The sequence below is a fragment of the Shigella sp. FJ200513 genome (genome assembly GCF_040495915.1).
In the GTDB taxonomy this organism is placed as follows: Bacteria; Pseudomonadota; Gammaproteobacteria; order Enterobacterales; family Enterobacteriaceae; genus ECMA0423.
Window position 1 is genome coordinate 1 of sequence record NZ_JBDYCV010000017.1, and the last position, 12,200, is coordinate 12,200.

Sequence of the window (12,200 nt, forward strand, 5' to 3'; positions counted from 1 at the left end):
CGGTGGAGCTGCATGACAAGGTCATCGGGCATTATCTGAACATAAAACACTATCAGTAAGTTGGAGTCATTACCTAAGATTAAGATGTAATATAAATGCATCTTAATGAGGTGGAGGCAGCATGTCCGGCAAGCGTATCTCTCGTGAAAAACTGACGATTAAAAAAATGATCGATCTTTATCAAGCGAAATGCCCGCAGGCGTCAGCGGAGCCGGAGCATTACGAGGCGTTGTTTGTTTACGCGCAAAAGCGGCTGGATAAATGTGTGTTCGGCGAAGAGAAACCAGCCTGTAAGCAGTGTCCGGTGCACTGTTACCAGCCTGCAAAGCGTGAAGAGATGAAACAGATTATGCGTTGGGCCGGGCCGAGAATGCTGTGGCGTCATCCGATCTTAACCGTGCGTCATCTCATCGATGACAAGCGTCCGGTGCCAGAACTGCCGGAAAAATATCGTCCGAAAAAACCTCGTGAATAGTATGCCGGACAGGCAGATCTGTCCGGCAATTTGCAGTTAAATCAATGCCGATTTATCAATTCCCAGCCGCTTCATCCGTGACAGCAGGGTCGTGCGTTTCAGCCCCAGACGTTGCGCAGCGCCTTTAGGCCCGGCAACCACGCTGTTGGTTTCTTTCAGCACGCGCACAATCAACTGATATTCATCTTCGCCCTCCTGGGCGACAACCGTTGCGGCAGGCGGCGTTTCAGGCTCCGGTAAAGCAATATCTGGCAATGACAGCTGCAGCACGTTGCCGCGTGTTAGCAATACTGCGCGCTCAATGACGTTTTCCAGTTCGCGTACGTTACCCGGCCACTCCATGTTGCTCAAGGTGCGCAGCGTCTCGGCAGGAATGCTGTCGATATTGCGCCCCAGACGACGGGCAATTTTGAAGGTAAAGGCTTTCGCCAGCAGCGGAATATCTTCCGGACGCTCGCGTAGTGGCGGCAGGTGAATCGGGAATACGTTCAGGCGGTAATAGAGATCGCTACGGAACTCTCGGTCGGCGACCATTTTTTTCAGATCGCGGTTAGTCGCGGCAATTAAACGTACGTCCGTCTGAATGATTTTGTTGCTGCCGAGACGTTCAAACTCCTGTTCCTGCAATACACGCAGCAACTTCGGCTGTAACTCCAGTGGCATATCGCCCACTTCGTCGAGGAACAGAGAGCTTTTATCCGCCAGTTCAAAACGACCAATGCGCTGGGCGTTGGCACCGGTAAAAGCCCCACGCTCATGACCAAACAGATCGCTTTCCAGCAATCCGGCAGGCATCGCCGCGCAGTTCATTTTGACCATGCGGCGATTATTACGCCCACTGAGATTATGGATCGCACGGGCAATCAGCTCTTTACCCGAGCCAGTTTCACCGAGGATCAGCACGGTACTGTCACTTTGCGCCACCATTTCAACTTGTTTAAGCACGCTGTACATGGCTTCGCTGCGGCCAATAATCTCGCCAAATTCACTATCAACATTGTTGAGCTGCTCGGTCAGGGCGAGGTTTTCATCAACCAGCCGTTCTTTCAGACGATGGATTTCCTGATAGGCGAGGGCGTTATCGACAGCGATTGCCACACGTTCGGCAATCTGGCGCAGCAAATTCAGATTGGTAGTGGTAAACACTTTCTCTTCGCATTGCGCCAGTTTCAGCACGCCCAGCATGGTGTCGCCAGACATCAGCGGTAACAGGCACAAGGTTTGAATCTGGTTGCCCCAGGTGTCGAACAACATGCGTTCATAGGGGGCTAAATCGTCCCGCTCGTAGAGATTGATCAGCAGCATCTCTTTACTTTTGAACACGCGTTCGGTGAGGGTTCCGGCTTCATCGACTTCGCTCTGTTCGTGGGCGGGATGTTGTTTATCAAGATAGTGAGTGGAGTAGATGTTGAGTTTGTTTTTACGGTGGCTGCGTAAGACAATGCTGATATCGTCAATGTCGAAATAGTAATGGATTTCTTTGGCGACTTCGCTGACCAGTTCGTCCATATCCAGGCGGGAAAGCACCGCGTTGGTAATGGCAACCAGGATGCGGAAGTTATCGCGCTCCCGGCATAACAACTCATAGTCGACATTGTTGACGACGCGGCTCTGGATTTGTTCGGTGACGACAGAAACGATCTGCGTAAATGTTTGCAGACGATTGAACTCTTTTTCGCTCCAGGGACGCTCGTCATAACGAATAAATTCACAGCCACCAAAAATATGCCCTCCCGCCGCCAGTGGCATCAGGCAATAGTGACCAAATTTGGGGTATAGCCCACCTGCGGCCAGCTGCGGCCAGGTTTCACAAAATTCTTCGTAACTGCAATGCAGCGTATCAGGGCGCGACAAAATGCTGCGTACCGGACCGTGTGCCAGAACAGTTTCGTCTTCATATTTAATGGGGGTGTCTTTTTCACGCGACGCGTAATAAGACGCACGTTGAGTCTGCGCTTGCCACAACACAATAGCCGCGTTGTCGGCGAGCGCAGAACGCTTTACCAGTTGCGAAAGAGCCTCACACAGCGAGGCCAGATCGGGCTGCTGCAATAGTGTCCGAGTGATGTCGAACAACCCTTGCTGTCCGAGATCACTCATCGGTGTATATGACATTTTGTTCTTCCAGGAAAGCACCGCAAAGCGGTGCAAAAGGTCATTGACTAACTATAGGAGATTTAGAATTTTATTAGCATATACGCGGAAGCGGTTCGGCGTGTGGTAAATCGAGGGTTCGTTTCACGCCATACAGACCGGCAAGACGAACACCTTTACGTTCCACCACTTCACCAATCAGCGCCGCGTCTTTCCCCAGTGGATGGGAATGTAACGCTGCCAGCACTTGCTCTGCCGCGTTGCGTTCAACGGCGATCACCAGTTTGCCTTCGTTGGCAAAGTTCAGGGCGTCCAGTCCCAGCAATTCGCAAACGCCGCGCACGGCAGGTTTAACCGGCAGCGCTGATTCAGAAATTTCAATACCACAACCGCAGGCTGCCGCGAACTCATGAACCACCGCGTTTACACCACCACGGGTGGCATCACGCAGCGCTTTCACGCCGGGAATGTCACGCAGCGTCTGAATAAGCGGCGTCAGCACCGCGCAGTCGCTGACCAGTTCGCCATCCAGCCCCAGCTGCTCACGCAGGTTAAGGATAGTCGCCCCGTGGTCGCCGAGTGTACCGCTAACCAGCAATACATCGCCTGCGGTTAGCGTCTGTGCGCCCCAGTGAATATTCGCCGGAATTGCGCCCATGCCAGCGGTGTTGATAAACAGTTTATCTGCCGCGCCGCGCTGCACCACTTTAGTATCGCCAGTAACGATGGCAATGCCTGCCGTGCGGGCGGTTTCTGCCATGCTGGTCACTACGGCTTTCAGTGTCTCCATCGGCAATCCTTCTTCGAGGATAAAGCCACAGGAGAGATAGCGCGGAATAGCGCCACTGCCCGCAACGTCATTCGCGGTGCCGCAAATCGCCAGCTTGCCGATATTACCGCCAGGAAAGAACAGCGGGTCAATGACGTAACTGTCGGTGGAGAACGCCAGACGGTCGCCTTCCGCTACCAGCTGCGCCAGATCAAGACGTGCCTGATCTTCCTGCTCTGCCAGCCACGGGTTGGCAAAGGCTTCCATAAACAGGCTGTTGATTAATTGCTGCATCGCCTGGCTGCCGCTGCCGTGGGCGAGTTGGATATTATTCACGCTTCACTCTCCTGCTGACGATACTGATACCACGCGGCGCACGCTCCTTCGGAGGAGACCATCAGTGCACCAAATGCGGTTTGAGGATTACAGGTGTTACCAAACAGCGGGCATTGATGCGGCTTACATTTGCCCGTTAATACCTCACCACAACGCGCGCGCGGGTCATCGCAGACCTGCTGCGGTGCCGGGCGGAAATGTGCTTCGGCATCGAATCGTTGATAATCCGGCGTCAGGTGCACGCCAGAAGATTCAATCACGCCTAAGCCGCGCCATTCGCTGTCGCCGTTGACACAGAACACATCGGCAATCGCCTGTTGCGCCAGTAGGTTACCGGCATCCGGTACCACCCGACGATACTGATTCTCTACCTTGCTGTGGGCCGCTATTTTCTGCTCCACCAGCATGACCACGCCTTGCAGTAGATCAAGGGGTTCGAAACCAGCGACCACCAGCGGACGATGAAAATCGCTGGCGATAAAATTATAGGCATCAGTGCCGATAACCATACTAACGTGGCCCGGCGCGAGGAACGCGTCGATACCGTTATCCGGCTGTTCCAGCAAACTGCGCAGCGTCGGGATAAGCGTAATGTGCTGGCAGAAGAAGTAAAAATTCTGCACATCACGCGCTTTCGCCTGTTGCAGAGTGATGGCGGTGGTCGGCATGGTGGTTTCAAAACCTAAGCCGAAGAACACCACTTTGCGGGTTGGATTCTCCTGCGCCAGTTTCAACGCATCCATCGGCGAGTAAACGATGCGCACATCGGCACCGCGTGCTTTTGCCTGCAACAGCGATCCCTGTTTCCCTGGTACGCGCATGGCGTCGCCAAAGGTACAGAAGATGACTTCCGGATGGCTGGCAATCTCCACGCAGGTGTCGATTCTACCCATCGGCAGTACGCACACCGGGCAACCCGGACCGTGGATAAACTCAACGTTTTCAGGCAGTAACTGGTCGAGGCCGAATTTAAAAATGGCGTGGGTATGACCGCCACACACTTCCATAATCCGCAGAGGGCGTTCGGCGGTGTAAGAGAGATGTGAAGCACGTTCGCGCAGATGCTCAATTAACTGCATCACCTGTTCCGGCGCGCGATATTCATCAACAAAACGCATTATTTTTCCTCGCCATACAACAGCGCGCCGACATCCGGCTCAACGTCAAACATGTTTTGTAAGGCGTCGAGAGTGTCGCGTGCTTCGGCTTCATTAATTACGCTCATGGCAAAGCCAACGTGAACCAGTACCCACTGGCCCACGCGCGGCTGACCGTTTTCATCGCAGCTGCCGACTAACGTTAAATCGACATCGCGCTGAATGCCGCAGACGTCGACTTTCGCCTGGTTGCCGTCAATGGTGCGGATCTGGCCGGGAACGCCTATGCACATCGCTGTGTCTCCAGCCAGTTCAGCCACTGGTCCATCCCTTCGCCGCTGGTGGCGGAAATAAGGATGATTTCAATTTCTGGATTGACTTCGCGGGCGCAGGCGATGCACTTCTCAACGTCAAAGTTGAGATACGGCAACAGGTCAACTTTGTTGAGCAGCATCAGCGAGGCGGCGGCAAACATATGCGGATATTTCAGCGGTTTGTCTTCACCTTCGGTAACGGAAAGCACCGCTACTTTGTGTTTTTCACCGAGATCGAAGCTGGCCGGGCATACGAGGTTGCCAACGTTTTCGATAAACAGAATACCGTTATCGTCCAGTGGCAGACGCGGTGCGGCGTCGGCAATCATCTGTGCGTCAAGATGGCAGCCTTTACCGGTGTTCACCTGAATCGCTGGTGTACCGGTAGCGCGAATGCGTGCGGCATCGTTCACGGTTTGCTGGTCGCCTTCAATAACCGCGCACGGAACGCTGTCTTTCAGGCGCATTAAGGTTTCCGTCAGCAGGGTGGTTTTACCGGAACCAGGGCTGGAAACCAGGTTGAGCACCAGTTGCTTGCGGGCAGCAAAGCGCGCGCGGTTGCGTTCAGCCAGACGGTTGTTTTTGTCCAGCACGTCAATTTCGACTTCCAGCATCCGACGCTGGCTCATGCCCGGTGTGTGAGTGCCCGCTTCGCCATGACCGTAATGCAGGTCGCCTTCTTCAGTCTGGCTGGGGGTAAATTCAGGCGCTTTAATGCCGGTGATTTTCATCTGCGGGCGTGCCGCCGGGGCAAATGGCGCGCTACGAAACGCGGAATGAGGGTTATGTTCATCACCCTCGATATACAGGTTGCCTTCACCGCAACCGCATGTTGTACACATCGCTCACTCCTGGTCTATTTCTATCCGCCGAATCTGTAAACCGTCGTCTGCCACAATCTGTAGCATGTCACCATGACACTGTGGACAGCGGCGGACGCGCTGGGTCAGTAGCGTCACATACTGTTGGCATGTTTCACACCAGCATTCGGCCTCTTGTTCTTCGAGGTGCAGTTTACAACCTTCCGCCACGCTGCCGCGGCAAACCAGATCAAAACAAAAGGCAAGAGAGCTGGTTTCGACACAAGAAAATGCGCCAATTTTGAGCCAGACCCCAGTTACGCGTTTTGCGCCGTGTTTTGCGGCCTGCTGTTCGATCAATTCCAGTGCCCGTTGGCAGAGGGTTATTTCGTGCATATCGCCTCCCATTAACTATTGCCAGCTACAAGCAATAATTGCGCCAGTGTTGATTATCCCTGCGGTGAATAATGTCGATGATGTCGAAATGACACGTCGACACGGCGACGAAATTCATCTTTAGCTTAAAAATCTCTTTAATAACAATAAATTAAAAGTTGGCACAAAAAATGCTTAAAGCTGGCATCTCTGTTAAACGAGTAACCTGACAATGACTATTTGGGAAATAAGCGAGAAAGCCGATTACATCGCACAGCGGCATCGTCGCCTACAGGACCAGTGGCACATCTACTGCAATTCGCTGGTTCAGGGGATCACGTTATCGAAAGCGCGCCTGCATCACGCCATGAGCTGCGCGCCGGACAAAGAACTCTGTTTCGTCCTTTTTGAACATTTTCGTATTTACGTCACCCTGGCGGATGGCTTTAACAGCCACACCATCGAGTATTACGTCGAAACAAAAGATGGCGAAGACAAACAGCGGATTGCGCAGGCGCAACTGAGCATTGACGGCATGATTGATGGCAAGGTCAACATCCGCGATCGCGAACAGGTTCTGGAACACTATCTCGAAAAAATCGCTGGCGTTTACGACAGCTTATACACCGCCATTGAAAACAATGTGCCGGTGAATTTAAGCCAACTGGTAAAGGGACAAAGCCCGGCAGCATGAGCTGAGGCTTTGCCCGTTTTGCAGGCGTTACGCCTGTTTGGGGATGGGCGTGTCGATGAGTGTCGAAAATGACATTTCATCGGCATGTTTTCGTCAAAAATGACAATCACCTGAGGAATGCCTGGTGAATCGTTTTGTAATTGCCGACTCCACGCTCTGTATCGGCTGCCACACCTGTGAGGCCGCCTGTTCAGAGACGCATCGCCAGCACGGCCTGCAATCAATGCCGCGCCTGAGAGTGATGCTCAATGAAAAAGAATCTGCGCCGCAGCTCTGTCACCACTGTGAAGATGCACCCTGCGCGGTGGTCTGCCCGGTTAACGCCATCACCCGCGTTGATGGGGCCGTGCAGTTGAATGAAAGTCTGTGCGTAAGCTGCAAACTGTGCGGCATCGCCTGCCCGTTTGGCGCAATTGAATTTTCCGGCAGCCGTCCGCTGGATATTCCGGCAAACGCCAATACCCCGAAAGCGCCACCGGCACCGCCTGCTCCGGCGCGTGTCAGCACATTGCTTGACTGGGTGCCAGGTATTCGCGCGATCGCCGTCAAATGTGACCTTTGTAGCTTTGATGAACAAGGTCCGGCCTGTGTGCGGATGTGCCCGACTAAAGCCCTGCATCTGGTGGATAACACCGATATCGCCCGCGTCAGCAAACGTAAGCGTGAGCTGACCTTTAACACGGACTTTGGCGATCTCACCTTGTTTCAGCAGGCTCAAAGTGGAGAGGCTAAATGAGCGCAATTTCCCTGATCAATAGCGGCGTGGCATGGTTTGTCGCCGCCGCTGTTCTGGCATTTCTCTTTTCAAAAAGCGCTAAGTGGCTGGATAGCCGGAATTGGCGGCGCGGTTGGTAGTCTGTATACGGCAGCCGCGGGCTTCACTGTACTGACTGGCGCGGTTGGCGTGAGCGGTGCGCTGTCGCTGGTAAGCTACGATGTGCAAATCTCCCCGCTTAACGCGATTTGGCTGATTACCCTCGGCCTTTGCGGTCTGTTTGTCAGCCTCTATAACATTGACTGGCATCGCCACGCGCAGGTGAAGTGCAACGGCTTGCAGATCAATATGTTGATGGCTGCCGCCGTCTGCGCCGTCATCGCCAGCAACCTCGGCATGTTCGTGGTAATGGCCGAAGTCATGGCCTTGTGTGCGGTGTTCCTCACCAGCAACAGCAAAGAGGGCAAACTGTGGTTTGCGCTGAGGCGTCTTGGCACTCTGCTGCTGGTGATTGCTTGCTGGCTGCTGTGGCAGCGTTATGGCACGCTGGATCTGCGCCTGCTGGATATGCGTATGCAACAGCTGCCGCTCGGTTCCGATATCTGGCTGCTCGGTGTGATTGGCTTTGGCCTGCTGGCTGGGATTATTCCGCTGCACGGCTGGGTGCCGCAGGCACATGCTAACGCCTCTGCGCCAGCTGCCGCGTTGTTTTCTACGGTAGTCATGAAAATTGGCCTGCTGGGCATGTTAACCCTGTCACTGCTGGGCGGTAATGCACCGCTGTGGTGGGGGATCGCGCTGCTGGTGCTCGGCATGATCACCGCGTTCGTCGGTGGTCTGTATGCGTTGATGGAACACAACATCCAGCGCCTGCTGGCTTACCACACCCTGGAAAATATCGGCATTATCCTGCTGGGGCTGGGGCTGGGGCTGGGGCTGGGGCTGGGGCTGGGGCTGGGCGCTGGCGTAACGGGTATCGCGCTCGAACAACCGGCGCTGATTGCTCTTGGCCTGGTCGGTGGTCTGTACCATCTGCTTAACCATAGCCTGTTCAAAAGCGTACTGTTCCTCGGGGCGGGGAGCGTCTGGTTCCGTACCGGTCATCGCGATATCGAAAAACTCGGTGGTATTGGCAAGAAAATGCCGGTTATCTCCATCGCCATGTTAGTCGGGTTGATGGCAATGGCTGCGCTGCCGCCACTGAACGGGTTTGCCGGGGAATGGGTTATCTATCAATCCTTCTTCAAACTGAGCAATAGCGGCGCGTTTGTTGCCCGTCTGCTGGGGCCGCTGCTCGCTGTGGGTCTGGCAATTACCGGTGCGCTGGCGGTGATGTGTATGGCGAAAGTCTATGGCGTCACGTTCCTCGGCGCGCCGCGTACCAAAGAAGCCGAAAACGCCACCTGTGCGCCGCTCCTGATGAGCGTAAGCGTAGTGGCACTGGCGATTTGCTGCGTAATTGGCGGTGTTGCTGCGCCGTGGCTGCTGCCGATGCTCTCTGCTGCTGTACCTCTGCCTCTGGAGCCTGCTAACACCACCGTTTCTCAACCAATGATCACATTGCTGCTGATTGCCTGCCCGCTGCTGCCATTCATCATTATGGCGATTTGCAAAGGCGACCGCCTGCCGTCACGTTCCCGCGGTGCGGCCTGGGTGTGCGGCTACGACCATGAAAAATCAATGGTGATTACCGCTCACGGTTTTGCCATGCCGGTTAAACAGGCGTTTGCGCCAGTGCTGAAACTGCGCAAATGGCTGAATCCGGTGTCGCTAGTGCCGGGCTGGCAGTGCGAAGGTAGTGCGTTGCTGTTCCGCCGGATGGCGCTGGTTGAACTGGCGGTACTGGTGGTGATTATTGTTTCACGAGGAGCCTGAGAATGAGTGTTTTATATCCGTTAATTCAGGCGCTGGTGTTATTTGCCGTTGCGCCGCTGCTCTCCGGTATTACCCGCGTGGCGCGCGCCCGTCTGCATAACCGTCGCGGGCCGGGCGTGTTGCAGGAGTATCGCGACATTATCAAACTGCTGGGCCGCCAGAGCGTTGGCCCGGATGCCTCTGGCTGGATGTTCCGCCTGACGCCGTATGTGATGGTGGGCGTCATGCTGACTATCGCTACTGCGCTGCCGGTGGTGACCGTCGGTTCTCCGCTGCCGCAACTGGGCGATTTGATCACCTTACTGTATCTCTTCGCCATCGCGCGTTTCTTCTTTGCCATTTCCGGTCTGGATACCGGTAGCCCGTTTACCGCTATCGGTGCGAGCCGTGAAGCGATGCTTGGCGTGCTGGTCGAACCGATGTTGCTGCTTGGTCTGTGGGTTGCCGCACAGGTTGCCGGTTCCACCAACATCAGCAACATTACCGACACCGTTTATCACTGGCCGCTGAGCCAAAGCATCCCGCTGGTGCTGGCGCTCTGCGCCTGTGCGTTCGCCACTTTTATCGAAATGGGCAAACTGCCGTTCGACCTGGCGGAAGCCGAGCAGGAGTTGCAGGAAGGTCCGCTCTCCGAATACAGCGGTAGCGGCTTTGGCGTCATGAAATGGGGTATCAGCCTGAAACAGCTGGTGGTGTTGCAGATGTTCGTCGGGGTGTTTATTCCGTGGGGACAAATGGAAACCTTCACCGTCGGTGGACTGCTGCTGGCGCTGGTGATTGCCATCGTCAAACTGGTGGTCGGCGTCCTGGTTATCGCGCTGTTCGAAAACAGCATGGCCCGTCTGCGTCTTGATATTACTCCGCGCATTACCTGGGCTGGGTTTGGCTTTGCATTTTTAGCGTTCGTCTCCTTGCTGGCGGCGTGATTAAAGAGAGTTTGAGCATGTCTGAAGAAAAATTAGGTCAACATTATCTCGCCGCGCTGAATGAGGCATTTCTAGGCGTCGTGCTGGACCACGCCTGGCAGACCAAAGATCAGCTGACTGTCACCGTAAAGGTGAACTATCTGCCGGAAGTGGTGGAGTTTCTCTACTACAAGCAGGGTGGCTGGCTGTCGGTGCTGTTTGGTAACGACGAACGCAAACTGAATGGTCATTACGCCGTTTATTACGTGCTGTCGATGGAGAAGGGCACCAAGTGTTGGGTAACGGTTCGCGTCGAAGTTGACGCCAACAAACCGGAGTATCCGTCCGTGACGCCGCGCGTTCCGGCGGCGGTGTGGGGCGAGCGCGAAGTGCGCGATATGTACGGTTTGATTCCGGTTGGTCTGCCGGATGAACGTCGTCTGGTGCTGCCGGATGACTGGCCGGATGAACTTTATCCGCTGCGTAAAGACAGCATGGATTATCGTCAGCGTCCGGCACCGACTACCGATGCTGAAACCTACGAGTTCATCAACGAACTGGGCGACAAGAAAAACAACGTCGTGCCGATTGGTCCGCTGCACGTCACTTCTGACGAACCGGGTCACTTCCGTCTGTTCGTCGATGGCGAAAACATTATCGACGCCGACTACCGTCTGTTCTACGTCCATCGCGGTATGGAAAAACTGGCGGAAACCCGCATGGGTTATAACGAAGTGACCTTCCTCTCTGACCGTGTGTGCGGGATCTGCGGCTTTGCCCACAGCACCGCCTACACCACGTCGGTGGAAAACGCGATGGGTATTCAGGTGCCAGAACGCGCGCAGATGATCCGCGCCATTCTGCTGGAGGTGGAACGCCTGCACCCGCATCTGCTCAACCTCGGCCTCGCCTGTCACTTTACCGGCTTCGACTCCGGCTTTATGCAGTTCTTCCGCGTGCGTGAAACCTCCATGAAAATGGCAGAGATCCTTACCGGTGCGCGTAAAACCTACGGCCTGAACCTGATCGGCGGGATTCGTCGCGATCTGCTGAAAGATGACATGATCCAGACCCGCCAGCTGGCGCAACAAATGCGTCGTGAAGTGCAGGAGCTGGTGGATGTGCTGCTGAGTACGCCGAACATGGAACAACGCACCGTCGGCATTGGTCGTCTGGACCCGGAAATCGCCCGCGATTTCAGTAACGTTGGCCCGATGGTTCGCGCCAGCGGTCTCGCCCGCGATACTCGCGCCGATCACCCGTTTGTCGGTTATGGCCTGCTGCCAATGGAAGTCCACAGCGAGCAGGGCTGCGACGTTATTTCCCGTCTGAAAGTGCGAATCAACGAGGTCTATACCGCGCTGAATATGATCGACTACGGTCTGGATAACCTGCCGGGCGGTCCGCTGATGGTGGAAGGCTTTACCTACATTCCGCACCGTTTCGCGCTGGGCTTTGCCGAAGCGCCGCGCGGCGACGATATCCACTGGAGCATGACCGGCGACAACCAGAAGCTGTACCGCTGGCGCTGCCGTGCCGCGACCTACGCGAACTGGCCGACCCTGCGCTACATGCTGCGTGGCAATACCGTTTCCTATGCGCCGCTGATTATCGGTAGCCTGGACCCTTGCTACTCCTGTACCGACCGCATGACCGTAGTCGATGTGCGTAAGAAGAAGAGCAAAGTGGTGCCGTACAAAGAACTCGAGCGTTACAGCATTGAGCGTAAAAACTCGCCGCTGAAATAAGGA

Annotated in this window: 12 protein-coding genes and 1 pseudogene; 7 read left to right on the forward strand and 6 right to left on the reverse strand. The window is 55.1% G+C overall.

Annotated features, from left to right (window positions below):
- Positions 1-2: 2 nt before the first annotated feature.
- Positions 3-59 (forward strand): IS1 family transposase, encoded by a 57-nt coding sequence (locus ABZJ92_RS05855; RefSeq protein WP_003032489.1) that lies wholly within the window; start codon positions 3-5, stop codon positions 57-59.
- 62 nt (positions 60-121) lie between these two features.
- On the forward strand, positions 122-475 hold the full coding sequence (locus ABZJ92_RS05860) for a nitrous oxide-stimulated promoter family protein (RefSeq protein ID WP_000015498.1): 354 nt from the start codon (positions 122-124) through the stop codon (positions 473-475).
- A 36-nt stretch (positions 476-511) separates the two neighbouring features.
- Here ABZJ92_RS05860 and flhA read toward each other — a convergent pair whose 3' ends face one another.
- From flhA to hypA, 6 genes are all read right to left on the reverse strand, one after another.
- Positions 512-2,590: a formate hydrogenlyase transcriptional activator FlhA gene (flhA, locus tag ABZJ92_RS05865; RefSeq protein ID WP_005051471.1), complete on the reverse strand. Its 2,079-nt coding sequence runs from the start codon at positions 2,588-2,590 to the stop codon at positions 512-514.
- 73 nt (positions 2,591-2,663) lie between these two features.
- Positions 2,664-3,674 carry a hydrogenase maturation carbamoyl dehydratase HypE gene (hypE, locus tag ABZJ92_RS05870; protein WP_001059975.1) on the reverse strand — a complete coding sequence of 337 codons (1,011 nt, stop codon included), beginning with the start codon at positions 3,672-3,674 and terminating at the stop codon, positions 2,664-2,666.
- Positions 3,671-4,792, reverse strand: a complete 1,122-nt coding sequence (gene hypD / locus ABZJ92_RS05875; RefSeq protein ID WP_001212982.1) for a hydrogenase formation protein HypD — start codon at positions 4,790-4,792, stop codon at positions 3,671-3,673. Before hypD ends, hypE begins: the two co-directional genes overlap by 4 nt.
- Entirely contained in the window at positions 4,792-5,064 is a 273-nt protein-coding gene (gene hypC, locus ABZJ92_RS05880) for a hydrogenase 3 maturation protein HypC (RefSeq protein ID WP_000334881.1), read from the reverse strand. The genes hypD and hypC overlap by 1 nt, the downstream gene beginning before the upstream one ends.
- Positions 5,055-5,927 carry a hydrogenase nickel incorporation protein HypB gene (hypB, locus tag ABZJ92_RS05885; protein ID WP_000337685.1) on the reverse strand — a complete coding sequence of 291 codons (873 nt, stop codon included), beginning with the start codon at positions 5,925-5,927 and terminating at the stop codon, positions 5,055-5,057. Before hypB ends, hypC begins: the two co-directional genes overlap by 10 nt.
- A 3-nt stretch (positions 5,928-5,930) precedes the next feature.
- Complete coding sequence (hypA, locus tag ABZJ92_RS05890; protein WP_001299100.1) at positions 5,931-6,281, reverse strand: hydrogenase maturation nickel metallochaperone HypA; 351 nt, start codon at positions 6,279-6,281, stop codon at positions 5,931-5,933.
- Positions 6,282-6,492: 211 nt separating this feature from the next.
- On the opposite strand from hypA, the gene hycA reads away from it, so the two are divergent.
- From hycA to hycE, 5 genes and pseudogenes are all read left to right on the forward strand, one after another.
- A complete protein-coding gene (gene hycA / locus ABZJ92_RS05895; protein WP_000158056.1) occupies positions 6,493-6,954 on the forward strand; it encodes a formate hydrogenlyase regulator HycA in 462 nt (153 codons plus the stop codon).
- Positions 6,955-7,078: 124 nt separating this feature from the next.
- On the forward strand, positions 7,079-7,690 hold the full coding sequence (gene hycB, locus ABZJ92_RS05900; protein WP_001079186.1) for a formate hydrogenlyase subunit HycB: 612 nt from the start codon (positions 7,079-7,081) through the stop codon (positions 7,688-7,690).
- Positions 7,687-9,544, forward strand: a pseudogene (gene hycC, locus ABZJ92_RS05905) (formate hydrogenlyase subunit 3). Before hycB ends, hycC begins: the two are co-directional and overlap by 4 nt.
- Positions 9,545-9,546: 2 nt before the next feature.
- Positions 9,547-10,470 carry a formate hydrogenlyase subunit HycD gene (gene hycD, locus ABZJ92_RS05910; protein ID WP_000115208.1) on the forward strand — a complete coding sequence of 308 codons (924 nt, stop codon included), beginning with the start codon at positions 9,547-9,549 and terminating at the stop codon, positions 10,468-10,470.
- Between the two features lie 17 nt (positions 10,471-10,487).
- Complete coding sequence (hycE, locus tag ABZJ92_RS05915; protein ID WP_005085549.1) at positions 10,488-12,197, forward strand: formate hydrogenlyase subunit HycE; 1,710 nt, start codon at positions 10,488-10,490, stop codon at positions 12,195-12,197.
- Positions 12,198-12,200: the final 3 nt, after the last annotated feature.

Coding starts and splice junctions, on each gene's coding strand:
- ABZJ92_RS05860 (WP_000015498.1), top strand. CDS start 122: ATGTCCGGCAAGCGTATCTCTCGTGAAAAACTGACGATTAAAAAAATG.
- flhA (WP_005051471.1), bottom strand. CDS start 2,590: ATGTCATATACACCGATGAGTGATCTCGGACAGCAAGGGTTGTTCGAC.
- hypD (WP_001212982.1), bottom strand. CDS start 4,792: ATGCGTTTTGTTGATGAATATCGCGCGCCGGAACAGGTGATGCAGTTA.
- hypC (WP_000334881.1), bottom strand. CDS start 5,064: ATGTGCATAGGCGTTCCCGGCCAGATCCGCACCATTGACGGCAACCAG.
- hypB (WP_000337685.1), bottom strand. CDS start 5,927: ATGTGTACAACATGCGGTTGCGGTGAAGGCAACCTGTATATCGAGGGT.
- hypA (WP_001299100.1), bottom strand. CDS start 6,281: ATGCACGAAATAACCCTCTGCCAACGGGCACTGGAATTGATCGAACAG.
- hycA (WP_000158056.1), top strand. CDS start 6,493: ATGACTATTTGGGAAATAAGCGAGAAAGCCGATTACATCGCACAGCGG.
- hycD (WP_000115208.1), top strand. CDS start 9,547: ATGAGTGTTTTATATCCGTTAATTCAGGCGCTGGTGTTATTTGCCGTT.
- hycE (WP_005085549.1), top strand. CDS start 10,488: ATGTCTGAAGAAAAATTAGGTCAACATTATCTCGCCGCGCTGAATGAG.